The sequence below is a fragment of the Vibrio coralliirubri genome, from assembly GCF_024347375.1.
In the GTDB taxonomy this organism is placed as follows: Bacteria; Pseudomonadota; Gammaproteobacteria; order Enterobacterales; family Vibrionaceae; genus Vibrio; species Vibrio coralliirubri.
In genome coordinates, this window is the sequence record NZ_AP025471.1 from 1592950 (window position 1) to 1611643 (window position 18694).

The following is an 18694-nucleotide window of genomic DNA, read 5'->3' on the forward strand; positions in this document are numbered from 1 at the left end:
TTATAGTGAGTCATTACATACAAAAAAGCGCTCACCAAATTTATCGTATAAAAATAGTAAAGCGCTTGCATAAAGTATTACAGGTGGTGATTAGGTTACTTAGTTAATGGCACCCTGAACGGCATCTTCGACTGGGTAACACTTCTGCTTAACTTGTGCGATGAACGGATACAAGAATGCAATACGTCCAAGATAAAACAAGGTAAACGCCAACCACAGACCATGATTACCCCAAATATCGATGGTAAATGCCTGTACCGCTAAAAATACCAACAAAGTCGCGATGCTTGAGTCTCTAACCGGACGTGTGGTTCCCGTTCCGGTAAAAATGCCATAAACCGTTAAGCCAAAGCCAGCCACTAGCGGGAACACAATTAACCACGGAGCCATCTCTTGGTACAGCGTGACCAGCGCTGGAATATCGGTAAACAAGAAAACAATCATATCTTTAAAAATCAAGGTTAAAAGCGTCAGCGCAGCAATGAAACCGGCCGTCCATTGGAAGTTAAGCCTTAATACTCGATCCAACATTGAAGGATTCTTCTGACCTACCGCCTTACCTGCAAACACACTCGATGCGTTTGCAATACCGTCAAACATATAACTGACTATGAAGGTCACCTGCATCAAGATCGCGTTAGCCGCTAGAACATCGGTACCCAGTTTAGAGCCTGTACGCGCCATCATGTTGAAGAACACCAAGATACAAATGGTGCGAAGCAATAGATCAGTATTCGAAGAGATGATTGTCGATAGGTCTTTCTTGGTCATCTTCGAGCCTTGCAAGAACTCAGAGATCGAAATATTGCTGGTCTTCATCACCAAGGTCACACCAATCGCAAAGGTGGTAACTTGTGCAATCAAACTTGCGTAAGCCACACCTGCGACACCCAGATCGAAATAGAGTACAAACACCGCATCTAAAACAATGTTCAACACGTTACCAAACACTTGTGTATAAAGAACTTCTTTGGCTTTCGCCTGCCCCATTAGCCAACCAATAATGGTGTAGTTGAGCAACACGAAAGGCGCGCCATAAATCAAAATACTGAAGTAGATATGCGCGTGCTCGGCCACATTGGCTTCAGGCTCTATCACCCACATTGCACCTTGCCAGATGAGTGGCTGTATCAAGATAAAGATCAAACCCACCAAACCAGACAGCACGAACGGACGCATCAAACTACCCGCCAAATCAGAGCGATTTCCCTTGCCCAGTGCCATCGCACTTTGCCCCGTGGTACTGACACGGAAAAAGCCAAACAACCAATACATGGTGTTCATAATGATGGTGCCGATCGCCACACCACCAATCAGTTCAGCAATACCAAGTTGGCCAATAACAGCGGTATCCACCGCCCCTAGCAGAGGTTGTGTCACCGTTGAGATGATGAAAGGGAAGGCAATTTTCAGATAATCTTTGTGGGTAATGGTCATATATTCTAGCGAGTGATATTAAGAACTATTTGCAATTAGAGCGGGATGCTATCGTTTAATCCGTACGTTGTCATCATTTACTTAGAGTCGTTTATCAACAAGCTTCTCTCCCATCGCACCATCAACATAAGACGCCTTTCTGTCATTGAGCTAGCAAATTAGCCACAACAAATGAGTAAAATCACGCTCGACAAAACACAACAAAACCAATTACCGGACCAACTCAATGGTTAACCTAGTAAAGGCTCAGTAAAAACTCACGGGAAGGTAGAAATCGAGCTCGAATATTTCATCACTATTAAGAAAGTGATTCTGATGATAATGCACATACGCAGGAGTAGATCGCTGTTTAAAGCCAGACGTGGGTAGCCACTTTTCTAAGACCATGCTTATCTGTGGTAGCAGCTCGCCGTAGCGGCCATTCAGTCGAAACACAGCATGTAAGCCACCTGGAATCACCATCTGGTTCACGACACTGCGATACTTAATCGGCTCATCAATCGCGATACACGCCACATAGCGGCACTGATCCATTTCAACCCAAGCAGGGTTTGAGTGATGCAAACCAAATTGACTCGAAAAATTACGCTGTTCGGAATTCGCCCAAGCTTTCAATATCAACCACGCATTACGAATGGATCGGTTATAGCCCGTATGTCGAACGTAGGCTGCCATGCGCTCAGGCACTTCAACGATCTTGGGTTCGGGCAATACTCGCTGCGCCACATTCAAATAGCCCGCCGCCACTTCGGGATCTTTCAAATAGGGTTTTTCTGCTACTTGTAAATCATGCTTACGCCATTCTCCGGGCGACATATTAAAGGTCGCTTTAAATGCTCGACTAAACGAAGACACAGAACTAAAGCCACATTTATGCGCGATCTCAACCACAGACGAACTGGTATCAAACATCAATTGGTTGGCTGCATACTCCATTCGAGTGCGTCGGATATATTGATGCAACGACTCCCCGACCACGCTTTTAAAGGTGCGATGAAAGTGCTGTTCTGAATAGGCCGCTATCTCAGATAACTCTTTGGCAGACAAAGGCTGACTGATGTCTTGGTGAATATGGAACAAGACATCATTGATTCTCGATATGTGTTGACGTGACATCGTTTAAATAGCATAAATGGACATGTTTAAGAGCATAAACGGACACGCTTATTTTTACAATTGCCGTGTAATATCAAGCGATAGAATAAAAACGATAAACGACGAGACACAACACATGGAAATCGCACAGTCATTACAACAGATTCAATCTTCATACATTCGAGAGATCCTCGCAGCCGCAAGTGATCCAAATGTCATCTCATTGGCCGGTGGTTTACCGGACGAGAAAACATTCCCAATCGATTTAATGAAGCCAACGCTAGAAAACCTAGCGAACATGCCTGAAGTTTTCCAATACGGTTCTACTGCCGGTTACGGCCCGTTGCTTGACCACTTAACACAAAGCTACCAATTGCCAGAGTCACACACGGCAATGATTTGTACTGGCTCTCAGCAAGGTTTGGATTTGATTGCACGTGCGTATGTAGACCCGGGTGATGTGGTTGTGATGGAAGCGCCAAGCTACTTAGGTGCGATGCAGGTGTTTGGCCTAGTTCAAGCAAACATTGCGACCGTGTCTCAAACTGAATTTGGCCCGAACCTAGATGAACTGGAAACATGCTTTGCACAGCAATCACCGAAGATGTTCTATGCCGTGCCTGATTTCCACAACCCAACCGGCGTGTGTTGGGCAACAGAAACTCGTCAAAAAGTGGCTGAGCTGTGTATCAAATACAACGTGGCATTCATTGAAGATGCGCCATACCGTGAGCTACGTTTCACAGGTACAGAACTGCCGTTGGTTTCTTCGTTCTGCCCTGATAACTCTATCGTTCTTCGTTCATTCTCTAAGATTGCATCGCCAGGTCTACGTATTGGCGCGGTAACAGGCAAACGCAGCTACCTTGAGCCACTGATCAAAGTGAAGCAAGGCGCGGATTTACACTCAAGTGTACCAATGCAAGCGCTGCTTGTTGGTCTTCTAAAACATGAAGACTTTGGCGTGCATATGGAAAACATTCGCACCCTGTACAAGTCTCGTTATGAGGTGCTGTTCTCAGAGCTAGAGAAACAACTGCCTGCAGATTGCGTGTTAAAATCCGTAGATGGCGGAATGTTTATTTGGGTTGAGATCCCAGAGTGCGACACCTTCGAACTGGCGAAAACCTTGCTATCGAATGGCGTGGCAGTAGTACCAAGCCCAGTATTCTATCCAAAGGCCGATGAAGCGAAAGCCGCACTGCGCTTAAACTTCACCAACGCCAACCCGGAAGAATTGATGGAAGCGGTAAAACGCTTAGCAGAAGTACTTAACCAAGCGTAATCGCTGACAATACTGACCGCTTTGGTAATTGCCTGATCGGCTTATTACCGAGAAAGCTGTCACCAGTCAGCATTAAAGGCCAATGTCATTCTCAACAAGAGAGTCACATTGGCCTTAATTTTAGGTCTCTATAAAACACAGAAAGGACGTCAGTTTGCCGCATTGTATTATCGAACACTCATCCACTATTGATAGTCAGCAACTCAACCAAAAAGTGTTTCTCGGCGCGATGGAGTCTCAGTTGTTCTCACCAACAGGAGAAGACATCAAAGTACGCAGCCTTGCCTATCAGCATTACCAAACCGGCGAAGTAAAAGAAGACTTCGTGCATGTCTCTGTGCGTATTTTGTCTGGGCGTAACGAAAGCGTTAAAGCGATGCTCTCCAAGTCCATATTGGATCAATTACTTGCTCTCACTCTATCCAATGCTTCGCTGACCGTAGAGATCATCGATATAGAGACAAGCAGCTATTCAAAAGCCTTAGTTTAAAGGCAAATCACAAGCGTACATCCCCTCACAAATAGGGGATTATAAAAACATTCGTTAACAGCATGGAGCAATGAAATGGAATTGGTGATTGGTAACAACCCAGAATTGATAACGAAAGCACAGTCCATTCGTCATCAAGTATTCGTTGTTGAACAAGGTATCCCACAGGTATTAGATCTTGATGGGTTAGACCCAGTATCACATCATGCACTGATCACCGATGAAGATAATTTAGTCGCGACGGCACGCTTGCACATTGATGAATCAGGACACTCAACCATGGCACGTGTTGCGGTTCTGCAGCCTTATCGAGGATCTGGTATCGCGTCTAAAATTGTTAGCGCACTTCTAAATCACGCTTCTGAACATGGTGTCAAAGTCATTGAAATCCACGCCCATCAATACCTAAAGGGTTACTATGAAAAGTTCGGCTTTGAGTTCATTCGTGAAGTGGAAATCGTCGGAGAACATCAACTCATTGAGATGAGATACTACATAAGTGCTTAGCCAAGTATTCAAAAGACAACAAAACACCACTGCTTATTTGAGCTAATATTCCTTATCAAATAACGGCCTTTTCACCACACCTAAAGCCACACCAAAAATGATGTTATATAGCCCTACGTTTGGTTGGTTTTTGTCCCGCACCGCCTTGGTTATACTGCGCCTGATTTTAATAAGCCAACAAGACAGAACTAAGTTGAAATACTCAGTTCTGATCAAAACAGGCAACCGCTCTGGATTTACGTTCCAGCTCGCAGAAAGGAAAAACCATGTCTCAATATGTTGTATGTGCTCTGTATAAATTCGTAGCACTTGATGATTATCAAGAAATTCGCCAGCCACTAACCGACGTGTTAGAAGCCAACCAAATCCGCGGTACTTTGTTACTTGCGAGTGAAGGCATCAACGGTACCGTTGCAGGTAAGCGCGAATCTATCGACGCCCTTCTTCAATGGTTCAAACAAGATTCTCGTTTGGCTGATGTTGTTTACAAAGAGTCGTTCAACGAAGAACAACCATTCAACCGCACCAAGGTTAAGCTTAAGAAAGAGATCGTAACCATGGGTGTTGAGGGCATCGACCCACGCCATGTTGTCGGCACTTACGTGAAACCAAACGAATGGAATGCACTGATTTCTGATCCAGATGTGATTCTGGTTGATACTCGTAACGACTACGAAGTGGACATCGGCACATTCAAAAATGCCGTAAACCCAAACACAGAAACCTTCCGTGAATTCCCTCAGTACGTTGAAGACAACCTTGATCCTAAGAAACACAAGAAAGTCGCGATGTTCTGTACTGGCGGTATTCGTTGTGAAAAATCAACAGCCTACATGAAAGAACAAGGCTTTGATGAGGTTTACCACCTTGAAGGCGGCATTCTTAAGTACTTAGAAGAAGTACCTGAAGAAGAGAGCATGTGGGAAGGCGACTGCTACGTATTTGATGGTCGTGTTGCAGTAAACCACCAGCTAGAAAAGAGCGTTTACGATGTGTGTAACGCATGTCGCCTGCCAATCACAGACGAAGACAAAGCCTCTGAACACTTCGAGAAAGGCGTAAGCTGCCCTAAGTGTATTGATAAGCACAGCGAAGAGCAGAAAGCCCGTTTCCGTGAACGTGAAAAGCAAGTTCAACTGTCGAATGCTCGTGGCGAAACCCACGTAGGCGGCGAAGCTGCTCACCTTATCGAGCAACGCAAAAAAGAGAAGCTTGCACACAAAGAGCAGCAACGCTCTGGCAAGAAAGCAAAGTAAACTTTCTGCTTTAAACTCTTATAGTTCTAAACATATAACTATAAATAGTTAGCTATATACATACAAAAGGGCGCAAGTTCGAGGATAATCCTACGAGTTTGCGCCCTTTTTTGATCGCTTTACGGCTTTGTGTTTTGAACCACATTTCTTTCGAAAAATTACTTCTATACTGTCAGGGCGTGTTGACCTTCCGCGGTTAGATTTTGTTCGAGATAAAAGCGTTTTAATCGCGGCGAGGGAGAAGTAGCCTAGTCATTCTAAGCAAATCTCCCTCAACAAAGAGTAAAACGCTTTTAGCCGAACCCTTCAGGCAGCGTTTGCTGGTTATTTCTACTACGTTATCGGCCTCTCATGTAGGCTAGCTACACATCAAAGCCTCTGCCTTGTAGAAATACCCAGCAATTCGCCGCAAAAACAAGCTCGAAAGATCAACACGCCCTAAAAATTTGACTAGAGAGGAAGTGCCAATGCTCAATGAAAACCATGCCTTTATCTTAGATTTCCCAGATCTTAAATTAGACATTGTTCAGCTCAACCACGACGACGAAAAATTCAAAGCAGATATGCAGAAGTACCACCAACTCGACTACGACATCCGTCAGCTAGAAATCTCTGGCAGCCCTATCGATGACGACAGCATGCACAACCTCAAAGTAGAACGCATGGAGCTAAAAGACTCGCTACACAAACAGCTCACGCGCCATCACGCGCTTAAGATCGTATAACAACTCATTATGCTAGTGTGGCTAACTTAGCCACACTACTCTACTTCTCAAAGAGTTCTTTCTTTGAAATCTAAACTACCTGCTACCCAACTTGATTATTCGCTGAAAAGTCTAAGTAAGTACTAAATTGAAGCCCATCATCTTGAGTTTCAAAACTCCAACCCATTCGCTCACAAATTCGTTGCACAATCACTAGGCCACAACCATAGCCAGCATTGTAAGTCTCATTGCCATCATGACGGTTAGTGATCACTAATTGAGAACCTGTCACCACAATTCCAACATCGCCAACACTGTAGCTAAACGCATTTTTAATTAAGTTATTCAACACAATAGTAATAAAGCTCTCTGGCGCATACACAGTGACAGTCCCTTTTACGTCTAGGTTATAACTCGCATCCTGCTTGGCAAACAAAGGCGCCATTTCAAGCAGCTGATTCTGAACTTCGACTTCCAGGTCATAGTGACCGAAATGGTGCTCATCGATACTCTCTTTACCAAGCAGCAAAAACATTTCAGTCAGCACTCGCATCTGTTCACTCGCTTCTTGCAAGCGGTTAATCGCTTTTAACGCGACAGGAGGTTGATTGGGTACTTTAGTTAGCAGATCAGCCGACCCTTTAATCACCATAATCGGAGTCCGTAGCTCGTGAGATGCAAATCGATTGAACTCCTCTTCCCGCTGAAAAAATCCTGAAATGTGATTCTTTGAATCTAAAAGTGTTTGCTCAATATGTCGCGTTTCAGCGTAAGACGTCTCGACTTCAAAACTTGGCTGCTCAGGGTGCATTTGCCCTATTTTCTTTTCTATCTGATTAAGTGGCCTCGACAGCGAGCGTACAACATAGATCCCATACAAAACCATGAAGATTGAGGTTAAGCCACCGAGTATGAGGGTGTAGTTGTGGAGGCTCCATTCATACTCGTCGAGGTAGTCGTCGGCGTCATCTTGAAACAAGATATACATCAGCCCTTTACCTGACGGGTGTTCGAATACGTAAAAATGTTTATCTTCCGTACCTAACAGATGTTCATAGAAACCGGGCTCTTTGTATCGAGCTAACCAATTGGGCAGTTCTCTTTCACTCCAATAGGTTGAAAACTCATTTTTATTCGGCAACAACGCATCTTCGCCAAGCAACTGATATTCAGACGTATAACGATTAGCTTCAGTGTCTAGCCAGTGGTGCAGGCTGATCACTTCCATCTGGTTTTCAGCGATATAAATAACTGTCCAGAAAAGGCCAAACATGACCAAGGTCATCAAACCAAAGCTGCGACGGATTTTTCGGTAGATGCTCGGGTAATCGCCGTGTCTTGAGGCGTTATGCTTTGAGTCGGTAACCTTGTCCATGAATAGTCTCTAATCGTGAGTGTTCAAACCCTTTATCGAGCGCGTTGCGGAGGCCATAAATATGACTTCGCAGTGCATCACTGCTTGGCGATTCATCACCCCAAACGGAATCAATCACTTCAGTTCTTGAAACAATTGCTGGTGCATGGCGCATAAGGACTTTTAATATCTTAAGCTGAATACGACTCAACTTAATAAGCCTACCTTCTCGGCATACCTCGTCTGTCTGCGAGTTGAGAGTAATATCGGCAAAAACCTGCTTTCCAATACCTTGCCGTGGCCCTCGGCTTGCCAATGCGTTGAGCCTTAAACTGAGCTCTTGCATGGCGAAAGGCTTAACCAAATAATCATCTCCACCCGCTTGAAAGGCAGCGATTTTATCTTCCAACCTATCTTTAGCGGTTAAAAATAGAATTGGCATAGAGCACTGCACCTCTTCTCTTAACTTTCTAACAGCTGAGATGCCGTCTAATTTAGGCATCATGATGTCCATAATAATCACGTCATAATAATTCTCAGACGCTAACTTCAATGCCGCTTCACCATGATAAGCACAATCGATCACCATCCCTTCTAACTCTAGATAATCGGCAATGGTTTCTGCAACATTATGGCTGTCATCAACGATCAAAACTTTCATCGATTTATTTCACCTTTCTTCACGAGTGCTTCACGTTTGAGTTTATAAGATACACCCTCAATAAACTAAATAAAGAGTATATAGATGAAAAAGTTAGCGCTGATTTCAGTTGTCGGTTTAATTCTAACTGGCTGTGGCGGTAGTGACAGCAATAGCAATGGAAGCAACGATAACAACACGCAAGTTCCATCAGCAATTCAAGGTACCATTGACTCTGTTTCTGGCAACACCATCGTTGTGAATGGTTATAGCTATCAAGTAGACAGTGCGAACTATGCAGGCGAAGATGTGGCAATTGCAGACCTAGAAAAGAACATGATGGTTTCTATTTCATCTAATGCTCGTAGCGCTTCAGCTCACACTAGCAGAGCTCAAGTTAGTCTTGAACCAACCATCGTTGGTCTTATTTCAGACGCCAACCATAATAATGGCACATTTAAAGTCAATGGCATCGCATTGACCTTTACAGATCTATCACGTGAAATTGAAAATAGCGATTGGGTTATGGTCTCTTCTTTACCAACAGCGAATGCAGGTTACAAAGTGTTATCTGTAGTTAAATTTGAACCATCAGATGAATACGAAACGGTTGAGGTCGAGGGGTTGATTACTAACCTGAACCTAAACACACTAACATTCAATTTAGGTGGGGCTCTCAATGTCGAGTATACAGTCGATAGTATTGACAATGACTCTAATGAATCAGAGTTAGCTGATGGGCTTTGGGTTGAAGTAACAGGCTCAATGGTAGGCTCTGTATTGAAAGCAGATGAAGTGGAGGTCGAAGATTTTGACGAAATCGATAATGATACAGAAATCGAAGGTACAATTACTTCAGTGGCAAACGATAAATCGTCATTTCAATTAAGCTTCAAAGGTCACTTTCTTGTAGATGAAAATACTCGTTACGAAGATGGCAGCAAGTCAAAATTAACAGTGGATACGGAAGTTGAGGTAACCACGAAAAAAGTCAACGGAAGAAATGTTGCGACTAAAATCGAATTTGAACGCGACGTTGATTTAGAGGGCACAGTGCAAAGCATCTACCTAGAAGGAAGCAGCTTTGAAATGACATCATTGCATGGTAATCAAACTATTCATGTAAATAAAAACACTCAATTTGAAGATGGCCTAACTTTTGAGAACCTTGCTATTGGCGACCTTATTGAGGTTGAAGCCTACAAGGTCAACAGTCAGTACATTGCAATCGAGATCGAAGCAGAAGACAACGACTAACGCATAGAACATTCTTGATATTAAGTATAGAAGCCATGCACTACGCGTGGCTTTTTTGCATCAAAACAACCCACACCTAAAGTGCAGCCTACCTCTTCAATTATGTTACTGTTTGCTTATTCAAAGGCGTTTGATAAGGAAGCGAGTAAAGTGGCAATAACAGAAGAAAATATACAGTTCCAACTTGTTTCAAATTCTGAATTCGATGAACTGTTTGCGTGTGTTAAACAAGGTATATTCATACATGTAGATAGCGTTTTCGGCTGGGATGACGACTTCCAACGCAAACGACTTTTAAACGATTACCATCTCTCTTGGTTTCATTGGATATATCGCGAAGATGAGACAGTAGGACTCGTCTGCTTTAAGCCTTATGACAACGCATACCATATTCATCTGCTGATCATTTTCCCTAAATACCAAGGCCGTTCGCTTGGCAAGCAAGTCATGACTCTCATACATAAGAGAGCCATGGAAGAGCAACGAAGCCAAGTCACTCTATCGAGTTTTAAAAGTAATGCTCGTGCTATTAACTTTTATCAATCACTGGGCTATCACGTTGCTGATGATAGTGATGTTCACTTTACCTCGTTGAAATTAAAAGTTTATAAAATACAGTAAGATATATAACAAAACCAATTGATAATCATGTAAATTACAGACACTAAACATTCACCATAGATATCACTCGCATATATAACTCAGCCAATTAGATATGTCTCTAGAATAAGTTTTCCTGCTATTTCCACTACACGCCGTTTTGATACATTCCTCTCCAATGGTGTTCAATTTATAAATAGTCATATTTATCAATGACATTCTCCCAATTGATTCCAGAGTAGTGAATTTTTATCAATAACTTAATAGGAGAACTAACATGAATGGTCAACGTTCACTGTTAGCAGTGGCAATAGCCCTAGGGATAGCAGGATGTGGTAGCGACAGTTCGGATAGCTCCACAACTGATACTGGCGGTTCAACAGCGACTTCAGCGTCTTTAACAGCAAAGGCCGCTGATGGCTATTTGGTAGGAGCCAATGCGTGTTTGGATCTAAACAGCAATAAAGTTTGTGATAAGGATGAGCCAAGTGCCGTAACGGGTGACGATGGTTCGTTTACGATTGATAATCTAACTCAAGAACAACTTGAACAAGGTACTTTGTTGATCGAAGTGGTTGCCGGACAAACCATCGATACCGATAATCCAGGTGTCGTTCTAAGCAAGAGCTATCGCCTAACTGCCCCACCAAAATCGGCATTTATTAGTCCATTAACGACTCTCATTCAAAATGAAATCGAGAGTGGTTCTTCGTTAGAAGAAGCCAAAACAGCTATTCAAGAAAAGTTGGGAACAACACTCGACTTAACGCAAGATTATATCGAAGCCAAAAACAATAATGACTTAGCCGATTCACAAAAAGCGGCTTTTGAAAGCCTACACCGCGTAGCTCAAGTTACCGCTTCAGTCATGGCAGAGAACACGGATGCGTTATCAGAAACGGCAGCGGGCGCCGGTATTTCTGTAGAAGCACTCACCGCATTGATTAATGAAGAAGTCACTCGAGTCCTCGACGAAGTTGTAAAAAATATTGAAGCCGCTGGAGAAAACTTCAACCCAAGCGACATCGCTAGCAGCATTAATCGCGATCACATCGCCATTGATGACTCTAATCTTGAAGATAAAATTAAAGAAAACGAGGCAAATAAAGGCTCTAAGCAAGCCGACCTTGCGAAACTCATTAAAACGGATGGCATCAATTGGTTTGGCGGTGCGAATGAGACAGGTACAGACTTAGTGGTCGCTTATGGAACATTAAAAGCGGATACAGACAACTCAGTCACCGAAATCAGTTATATTTATGATTACTTTGCTGAGCAATTTATTGAGTTTGAATATACCCCTGACACAAATAGCATGGTGTTGGGTCAAAACGGTTGGGAAGCGAGCGATGATACCTTAACCAGCATTAAGCCGAACAAAGACGGCAGCTTAACTCTAGAATCTAGAAGCCCGATTTTTAATGAAGTTGCTAGCGCTAAGCAATTAGATATCAGTGGGCTCAATGTTCGTTCTATCATGGATCAAACGGATGATGAGAACGTTTGGTCTCACATTATGCCAGTAGGATTAAAATTCCCAGATAACACAACGGCATACAAGTTGTCTGTAGCGGATATCTACGACAATATTTTTACCTTTTACACGGGTGATTGGTGTGCAGAGTACGATCCAGATCGTTACCAAGCGCTCAATAACTCATGTAACGGAATCAGCGCCTTTAAAAATGGCGACGTTACAGATACATGGCTTGCAACTTTAGCATCAACCATTGCTGACGATGAATCAGATCGTCATGAAACAGCGTCTAACAATCATGATGATTTAATCCCAATGGCAGGCCTAGAAAACGCTGAAATATTTGCACAGCTTCTGTCTAATGGTACCGTTGTTTATTATTCAAGAGCGTGGGAAGGAAACACTCAGTTCTCGAGGTTAGCAGATCTTGGTTCATGGAAAGATATATCAGTAAATGGCGAGGTATTACGTCAAGTTACGATTCCTGAATCTATCCACTCGCGAGCTACATGGTCTAACTACCAAAAAGAAGATAATTCCGCTTACTTGTCTGTTTTCGATGGCTTTGTACGTATTACCTACAAGGAAGTTGAAGATGCAGGCAGTGAGGCTTATGTTTTTGATGAAGCGACTAAGCAGTTCATTTTGGATAACGCATTAACACCACAACCTTTACACCCTCTTAGCCTACAGGCTTGTCTTGACTCGCTACCGGATGCTGAGTTCATTGCTAAAGCTAATGACGTCACGGTTTACGATGTGCAACGCACACCTATATGGGATCCTGAGCCAGTATCACAGAACCTAACTTATGAGTTTACCTACCTTGGGAATACTTTCTCTTGGCTGAATGACGTTACGTTAGTCACCGGACTTCCAAGTTGGATTTCTGACCTAGCGGGTAGCCTAGAAAAAACACGTATCGATATCAAAGATTCGGAAGGTGTTTTAATGGGATATGAGTATTCATATAGCTCTGAAGATCACTATCTAGGCCAAGAGGGCTTTAGCTCTGATGACTCATTGGGATGGGGCGCGGCTAAAGTTGTATTGCCTCCTGTAATTGCTGATAACCAAAAAATCATCAATCAAACGGTAGACTTTGGAACGTCAACTAACGCACCACTCGCCTCTCATTTTGATTATTGGTGGGACGAAGACAGCGGTGAAGAGTTCGTAACTGAGTACCCTGGATTAAGAACCGTTTCTGTAGAGACCTCACTAGACGACATTATCGATGCGCAAACTGACTTTCTATCTACCTTCGACTACCAAGAAACCTACCTAGGTAAAGAGGAAATCACTGTACCTGCAGGTACTTTTGCAGCATGTAAAGTAACAAGTGAGACACAGTTCGCAGACTACGGACCTATTGATACTCAAACCACCTGGGTGACCAACCGAGGTTCAGTTAAGTCCACCCGTGAAGAATCTTCTTGGGGCATGTCGATTAATATGGAAGCAGCTAGCTTACCTTCTATTAAATAATTGATAGATGGTATGAACAAGCCAGTATCTTATTGGCTTGTTCTTTTTCTTATTAGATCTTTAAGCCAACCTATTAATTTACCAAACTTGATAGCATTTCCAGCAGACCACGCCCCTAATTAAACGCCCTAGCCACTCGCCCATTACTGCTCAATTCGTAATGACCAATATAGGCAGGGATAAATACCGATTGCCCTTTGGTGAGTGTTAGGTGTTCACCTTTCTGACTCATTAACGTTAAATCATCATCGATTGCCATTAAGATTTCAGCACCACTTGTGATGACTTCTTCTTGCTTTGGGCTATGAAAAATATTGAAATCAAAGTCACTGACCGGGATATCATAGCGATCACATTGACCTAATTTTGAGGGTGCTAATAGTAAGCATTCGAACGGGATTGGCGTAAACTTTGTACACGCGACTAACTCAGGGACATCAATGTGTTTTGGCGTTAAACCAGCGCGCAACACGTTGTCTGAATTCGCCATAATCTCGAGCCCGGTTCCCTTGATGTAAGCATGCGGAGTGTTCGCATTCAAATACATCGCTTCACCTGGCTTTAGTGTGATCAAGTTAAGCAGCAGAACACAAAATAGTCCGATATCGTTCGGGTACTGATGGCTAAGCTCAGTAACCAAAGCAAACTCAGCTTGGTCTTGATGAGATGCTGCGTAAGTCAAAAGTTGCTCTAATGCACGTTGTTTACATTGGTCATTCAACGTTAGCAGATCCCGGAAAAACGCCTCTAAACCTAGAGAATCAAGGTGGTTGCCAAACTTTTCAACCAAACCAGCCAACTCGCTCGAATCCAACTTTCTGAACAAACCTAATATTTCATCGAATTCTCGAAAGCCATTCATTGCTTGATATTCAGTGATCGCGTAAACCAATTCAGGTTTGTGGTTAGAGTCTTTGTAATTACGATGCCCTGCTGTTAGAGGGATTCTTGCTTGCTCTTCTCTTGCAAAGCCAACCTCTGCTTGCTGCTTGTTTGGGTGAACTTGAACAGATAGCGCTTTTTCTGCTGCCAAGATCTTAAACAAGAAAGGTAGCTCACCGAACTCCTGCGCAATATCGCTTGATAGATAAGCGGGTTTATTCTTGTTAATCAGCTCAGATAGAGGCACCAAATGTTGGTCAAGCTTAACCATTGAGCAACCTTTCGGATGCGCTCCCATCCAAACTTCCGCTTGCGGCTCTTGTGACTCATTCTTAAAGCCAAACAGTTCACGTATCGAAGAAATGCTCCCCCATGCATAATTTTGGATGGTGTTTTCCATTGGGAAAAATGAGTGTTCAGAGAAGTGGCTGAGTGACATGGCGTTTTCCGTAGTGAGCCCTTTGAACACAATTCAGAGAGCTGATTCTAATAACGTAAATAATTAGAAAGACTACAGAGAGCAGCTAGAACCCACATGAGATGAGGTCTTAGACGCAATAGGAAAAATTCTTAGAAACAGGTGAGATCGATGAAAAGCGTGAAAAGAGTCACATTTGAATGCTACGTATAAAAAACGCTGAAGATAGGATAGCTGCACAATAACCAGAGGACCATTAGCAGCTATCTTATTGACGAAGAAGCCCCTTAAAAGCCAGAGCGAACCTCTGCACTTTTCTGAGGTGATTGAGCTTGTAGGAAAGGCAGTAACAGCAAGCCAATAACGGCCGCACAAGTCGAGATGGTAATGAAGAACCCACTCCAACCGTAAGTTTCTAGAACGAGCGCTAATGGGTAACCAGAAAGTGCTGCTCCCATATAAGCAAACAAGCCAACAAAACCTGTCGCCGCCCCGGCAGAATCTTTATGTGAACATTCCGCCGCCGCCATGCCAATAAGCATTTGAGGACCAAAAACAAAAAAGCCTACACAAAACAGCCCAGCCGCTTGAAACACAAAGTTGGTTAAAGGCATAAGCCATAAAGCCGATACCGAAAGGAAGATACCAATCGCGAACAGGATATTCATCGGGCCTCGGTTGCCACCAAACAATCTATCCGATCCCCAGCCAGCAACAAGTGAACCAATAAAACCGCCAATCTCAAACAGAGATAAAGCAGCGTTGGCGTTGATCAAACTGTAATCGTGTTCTTCGGTGAGATATAAATTACCCCAGTCGTTAACTGCCGTTCTTACGATGTAAACCAACACATAGCTAAAGGCGAGCAACCAAATGTACTTATTGCTGAACACATAGGTTTTCAGGATCTCTCGATAGCTTAACCCTTGCCCATGGCTCTCTTGCGCTAATTCCAGGTGATCATTACGCCACTTCCCTACCGTCGGAAGTCCCATGGTGGTGGGCTTGTCACGTAAGCGCCAGCAGACAATAAGACCGATAAAAACACCAATCACACCCGGCCAGATAAACCCAGCTCGCCAACTGAACTGCAGCGTTAGATAACCCACAAGAATAGGTATAAGCGCCCCGCCAACGTTGTGTGCTGTATTCCAGATTGCCCAGCGAAAGCCTCTTTCGGAGCGAGAATACCAAGTCGTCAATAACTTGGAACACGATGGCCAGCCCCAACCTTGGAACCATGCATTCAGTACCCATAACGAGATAAAAGCCGCTAACGAACTCGAAAAGCCAAACGCGATATTTATCAGACCAGTCGCGATTAGGCCAAGCCCCATGAAGTAACGAGGGTTCGACCGATCCGATATCGTGCCTGAGATAAATTTTGATAAGCCATAAGAAAGATAAAAGAGCGTGCCAATTAAGCCGATATCACCTTTGTCCAAACCAAGATCGGTGATCATTGCAGGCGCAGCGTAATTAAAGGTTTTACGAGTGAAGTAAAAACCCGCATAGCCGACATACATTCCTATCATGATGTGAAGACGCCAGTAGCGATAACTCTGATTGACCTCATCATCAGTTAGAGCATCACTCTTTGACGTTGTTGAGCGCAGAAATCCAAACATATTCGTTCTCACACTTTAGGTAATGTAACGCTGATATTAGTACCCGAAAATGAGCCATTAGCGTTGATTGTCATCTTGCCGCCGAGCGCCTGAACACGCTCTTGCATACCACGAACACCCATTCCCTTGAGAAGATCTTGCGCTGTAAAACCAACGCCATTATCTGTGATCCGAAGATAAGCCTGAGCATCTAGAATCAGTTCAATTCTGATTTCGCTCGCGTTGGCGTATTTAGAGGCGTTGTTTAGAGATTCTTGGCACAGCCTGAAGATTGTGACCTTGAGCGTGTCACTCAAACACGAGTAATCACCTTGCCAATTTAACTGGATATCAACGCCGTGATCCGAAAACTCCATCTCTCGAATAAGCTGTTCCACGGAATCTTTTAGGTCAAGATCGTCCAACATCTTAGGTCTTAGTTTTGTAAGTAGACGTTTGGTGGTGTCATAAACATTCAAAGACAATGACTCAATCGTCCCCGCACAGCGAACGCTCATCTCAGCGGCATCAACGCGTTTAATAATGCTTGCCTGTGTACGAATTGCCGTGATGTTTTGGCCGATTTCATCATGCAGTTCACGAGCAATGTCACGACGAACCGATTCTTCAGCGGTAACTAACTGACGTGAAAGATTTTGATTTCTGGAAAGCTCGCTTCGCAATTTGGAGTTGAGATCTTTCTGCTTTTGAACTGCAAGGCCAAGCAGTATACCTGTGATGGTTTGAGCAGATAGAGACAAGAGCAAGTCGGTAATTTCGAGTTTGGATGTGCCGCTGTGAGCAGCAATCAACGCGACACTATTTAGCATTGTTGCAAGCAGAGCGCCTTGCCATCCGTAACGAACGGCGAGCAAGATAATAGGGATCGCCATACAGAATGGGGCGAAACGCCTTAGTTCATCAGGCAAACTGGTTTGTATCAAAATACTGGCCACCAGCAACACACTGTATAAAGCGATGTGACGAATTTTGAACTCTACAACATTATGGATTAAGTAAGAGCTCAGTGGCGCCCACTTATTTTGGAATAGATAGTTCCAGACCAGATAACACATCGGCACCAGCATCAATCCGCCAGTGATACTCACCAACCACACCATGTAAACAGCCGGAACATGAGAACCCACCACGGCAACGTTAATGAATGCTGTGACCATGATTAAGCTCGCCATCACTAACAAGTGACGATTTTGGTCACCAGAATAATAACGCTTGGCAATTAGCGTGGCAGGAATACTCAATCCACTGGCGATGAGTATCGTCAGCCATTGAGGTTCATCAAGCAGCAGAGCTAAAGCGATCGCAAGCCCCCACTCTGCAATATAGATAGCAGGCCAATAGTGAATGCGAGTGTGCAACGTCATTCCCAGTCGAAGTGAAAACGGGAAAAGCAGAATGGCTAACTCAGGGTCATTAATGAAATAGAAGGCAATAACCCATAAACAGAACCATGCACAGCCAGCCATAAAAACCCCACACAGGGAGGTGGCTAGGTAAGAACGCATTAGAACTGGTCTTGTGTAAACAGTTTCGCTAACTCGACGTTGTTCTTAACATTGAGTTTGTCCATCGCATTGGCACGGTGTACATGCACCGTTTTATGGCTAACCCCTAGCTCAACAGCGATAGATTTTACATCGAGCCCTGTTGCCAATAACTGACACACTTCGCTTTCTCTGCGGGTGAGCTGATTTAAAGAGGCTTTATTCTTCATGGGTGTCGCAAGCTTTATGGCGATATCAGGCGTGAGATAACAGCCACCATTTGCGCTCGTGTGTACGGCTTGGATTAACTCATCAGGGCTACAGCGCTTGCTGAGATAACCTTTGGCTCCTAACTCTAATGACTTCTCAACCATCGCCGGAGAGTCATGAACGCTCAACATGATGCTGGCAATTCCAGATGGAATCTCTTCCAATAAGCTCAGGCCACTTTCGTCCTGCATTGAGATATCCAAGATCACGACATCAGGGTGACAGCTTGGCAGTCCTAGGCGCGCTTCTGCCGCAGAGTTGAATTCACCCACGACCGTAATATCAGCTTCAAGACTGAGTAATTGAGCAAAGCCAGATCGAACAATGACGTGGTCATCAACAAGCGCAACATTAATCATGATATTAACCAAAATTAAGAGTAAGAAAGAAAAATAGCCCCAACAGGAGCTATCTAAAATTAA

Annotated in this window: 16 protein-coding genes; 8 read left to right on the forward strand and 8 right to left on the reverse strand. The window is 43.7% G+C overall.

Going from position 1 to position 18694, the window contains the following annotated elements:
* Nucleotides 1-99 precede the first annotated feature (99 nt).
* Complete coding sequence (locus OCV20_RS23805; protein WP_086773943.1) at nucleotides 100-1437, reverse strand: MATE family efflux transporter; 1338 nt, start codon at nucleotides 1435-1437, stop codon at nucleotides 100-102.
* 246 nt (nucleotides 1438-1683) lie between these two features.
* Nucleotides 1684-2553, reverse strand: a complete 870-nt coding sequence (locus OCV20_RS23810; protein WP_048614031.1) for an AraC family transcriptional regulator — start codon at nucleotides 2551-2553, stop codon at nucleotides 1684-1686.
* A 115-nt stretch (nucleotides 2554-2668) separates the two neighbouring features.
* Between OCV20_RS23810 and OCV20_RS23815 the strand changes: the two genes are divergently transcribed.
* The 5 genes from OCV20_RS23815 to OCV20_RS23835 all read left to right on the forward strand — a co-directional run bounded on the left by OCV20_RS23815 (nucleotide 2669) and on the right by OCV20_RS23835 (nucleotide 6795).
* Nucleotides 2669-3817, forward strand: coding sequence for an aminotransferase-like domain-containing protein (locus OCV20_RS23815; RefSeq protein WP_086773944.1), 1149 nt, complete (start codon nucleotides 2669-2671; stop codon nucleotides 3815-3817).
* Nucleotides 3818-3971: 154 nt separating this feature from the next.
* Nucleotides 3972-4307, forward strand: coding sequence for a 5-carboxymethyl-2-hydroxymuconate Delta-isomerase (locus OCV20_RS23820; protein ID WP_086773945.1), 336 nt, complete (start codon nucleotides 3972-3974; stop codon nucleotides 4305-4307).
* Nucleotides 4308-4382: 75 nt separating this feature from the next.
* Nucleotides 4383-4814, forward strand: coding sequence for a GNAT family N-acetyltransferase (locus OCV20_RS23825; protein ID WP_086773946.1), 432 nt, complete (start codon nucleotides 4383-4385; stop codon nucleotides 4812-4814).
* A 266-nt stretch (nucleotides 4815-5080) separates the two neighbouring features.
* Nucleotides 5081-6070, forward strand: a complete 990-nt coding sequence (gene trhO, locus OCV20_RS23830; protein WP_086773947.1) for an oxygen-dependent tRNA uridine(34) hydroxylase TrhO — start codon at nucleotides 5081-5083, stop codon at nucleotides 6068-6070.
* 467 nt (nucleotides 6071-6537) lie between these two features.
* Entirely contained in the window at nucleotides 6538-6795 is a 258-nt protein-coding gene (locus OCV20_RS23835) for an HP1242/YdcH family protein (RefSeq protein WP_009846137.1), read from the forward strand.
* 82 nt (nucleotides 6796-6877) lie between these two features.
* Here OCV20_RS23835 and OCV20_RS23840 read toward each other — a convergent pair whose 3' ends face one another.
* Both OCV20_RS23840 and OCV20_RS23845 read right to left on the reverse strand, forming a co-directional pair.
* Complete coding sequence (locus OCV20_RS23840; RefSeq protein ID WP_086773948.1) at nucleotides 6878-8149, reverse strand: sensor histidine kinase; 1272 nt, start codon at nucleotides 8147-8149, stop codon at nucleotides 6878-6880.
* Nucleotides 8121-8789: a response regulator transcription factor gene (locus OCV20_RS23845; protein WP_086773949.1), complete on the reverse strand. Its 669-nt coding sequence runs from the start codon at nucleotides 8787-8789 to the stop codon at nucleotides 8121-8123. The genes OCV20_RS23840 and OCV20_RS23845 overlap by 29 nt, the downstream gene beginning before the upstream one ends.
* Before the next feature lie 84 nt (nucleotides 8790-8873).
* Between OCV20_RS23845 and OCV20_RS23850 the strand changes: the two genes are divergently transcribed.
* From OCV20_RS23850 to OCV20_RS23860, 3 genes are all read left to right on the forward strand, one after another.
* Nucleotides 8874-10025, forward strand: coding sequence for a DUF5666 domain-containing protein (locus OCV20_RS23850; RefSeq protein ID WP_086773950.1), 1152 nt, complete (start codon nucleotides 8874-8876; stop codon nucleotides 10023-10025).
* A 102-nt stretch (nucleotides 10026-10127) separates the two neighbouring features.
* Nucleotides 10128-10646, forward strand: coding sequence for a GNAT family N-acetyltransferase (locus OCV20_RS23855; RefSeq protein WP_086773951.1), 519 nt, complete (start codon nucleotides 10128-10130; stop codon nucleotides 10644-10646).
* A gap of 256 nt (nucleotides 10647-10902) precedes the next feature.
* The gene (locus tag OCV20_RS23860; protein WP_086773952.1) at nucleotides 10903-13590 is read left to right on the forward strand and encodes a hypothetical protein; all 2688 of its coding nucleotides are present in this window, start codon (nucleotides 10903-10905) and stop codon (nucleotides 13588-13590) included.
* Nucleotides 13591-13705: 115 nt separating this feature from the next.
* Here the strand turns inward: OCV20_RS23860 and manA are convergent, their stop codons facing one another.
* The 4 genes from manA to uhpA form a co-directional block, all read right to left on the reverse strand.
* Nucleotides 13706-14911 carry a mannose-6-phosphate isomerase, class I gene (gene manA, locus OCV20_RS23865; RefSeq protein ID WP_086773953.1) on the reverse strand — a complete coding sequence of 402 codons (1206 nt, stop codon included), beginning with the start codon at nucleotides 14909-14911 and terminating at the stop codon, nucleotides 13706-13708.
* 266 nt (nucleotides 14912-15177) lie between these two features.
* Nucleotides 15178-16518, reverse strand: a complete 1341-nt coding sequence (gene uhpC, locus OCV20_RS23870) for an MFS transporter (protein WP_086773954.1) — start codon at nucleotides 16516-16518, stop codon at nucleotides 15178-15180.
* Nucleotides 16519-16526: 8 nt separating this feature from the next.
* The gene (gene uhpB / locus OCV20_RS23875; RefSeq protein ID WP_238382722.1) at nucleotides 16527-17984 is read right to left on the reverse strand and encodes a signal transduction histidine-protein kinase/phosphatase UhpB; all 1458 of its coding nucleotides are present in this window, start codon (nucleotides 17982-17984) and stop codon (nucleotides 16527-16529) included.
* 38 nt (nucleotides 17985-18022) lie between these two features.
* The gene (gene uhpA / locus OCV20_RS23880; protein ID WP_048609999.1) at nucleotides 18023-18631 is read right to left on the reverse strand and encodes a response regulator transcription factor UhpA; all 609 of its coding nucleotides are present in this window, start codon (nucleotides 18629-18631) and stop codon (nucleotides 18023-18025) included.
* Nucleotides 18632-18694 lie beyond the last annotated feature (63 nt).

What these genes read in the sequence shown, in the direction of transcription:
- OCV20_RS23805 (WP_086773943.1), bottom strand. Translation starts at nt 1,437, where the DNA reads ATGACCATTACCCACAAAGATTATCTGAAAATTGCCTTCCCTTTCATC.
- OCV20_RS23810 (WP_048614031.1), bottom strand. Translation starts at nt 2,553, where the DNA reads ATGTCACGTCAACACATATCGAGAATCAATGATGTCTTGTTCCATATT.
- OCV20_RS23815 (WP_086773944.1), top strand. Translation starts at nt 2,669, where the DNA reads ATGGAAATCGCACAGTCATTACAACAGATTCAATCTTCATACATTCGA.
- OCV20_RS23825 (WP_086773946.1), top strand. Translation starts at nt 4,383, where the DNA reads ATGGAATTGGTGATTGGTAACAACCCAGAATTGATAACGAAAGCACAG.
- trhO (WP_086773947.1), top strand. Translation starts at nt 5,081, where the DNA reads ATGTCTCAATATGTTGTATGTGCTCTGTATAAATTCGTAGCACTTGAT.
- OCV20_RS23835 (WP_009846137.1), top strand. Translation starts at nt 6,538, where the DNA reads ATGCTCAATGAAAACCATGCCTTTATCTTAGATTTCCCAGATCTTAAA.
- OCV20_RS23840 (WP_086773948.1), bottom strand. Translation starts at nt 8,149, where the DNA reads ATGGACAAGGTTACCGACTCAAAGCATAACGCCTCAAGACACGGCGAT.
- OCV20_RS23845 (WP_086773949.1), bottom strand. Translation starts at nt 8,789, where the DNA reads ATGAAAGTTTTGATCGTTGATGACAGCCATAATGTTGCAGAAACCATT.
- OCV20_RS23850 (WP_086773950.1), top strand. Translation starts at nt 8,874, where the DNA reads ATGAAAAAGTTAGCGCTGATTTCAGTTGTCGGTTTAATTCTAACTGGC.
- OCV20_RS23855 (WP_086773951.1), top strand. Translation starts at nt 10,128, where the DNA reads ATGTTACTGTTTGCTTATTCAAAGGCGTTTGATAAGGAAGCGAGTAAA.
- OCV20_RS23860 (WP_086773952.1), top strand. Translation starts at nt 10,903, where the DNA reads ATGAATGGTCAACGTTCACTGTTAGCAGTGGCAATAGCCCTAGGGATA.
- manA (WP_086773953.1), bottom strand. Translation starts at nt 14,911, where the DNA reads ATGTCACTCAGCCACTTCTCTGAACACTCATTTTTCCCAATGGAAAAC.
- uhpC (WP_086773954.1), bottom strand. Translation starts at nt 16,518, where the DNA reads ATGTTTGGATTTCTGCGCTCAACAACGTCAAAGAGTGATGCTCTAACT.
- uhpB (WP_238382722.1), bottom strand. Translation starts at nt 17,984, where the DNA reads ATGGCTGGCTGTGCATGGTTCTGTTTATGGGTTATTGCCTTCTATTTC.
- uhpA (WP_048609999.1), bottom strand. Translation starts at nt 18,631, where the DNA reads ATGATTAATGTTGCGCTTGTTGATGACCACGTCATTGTTCGATCTGGC.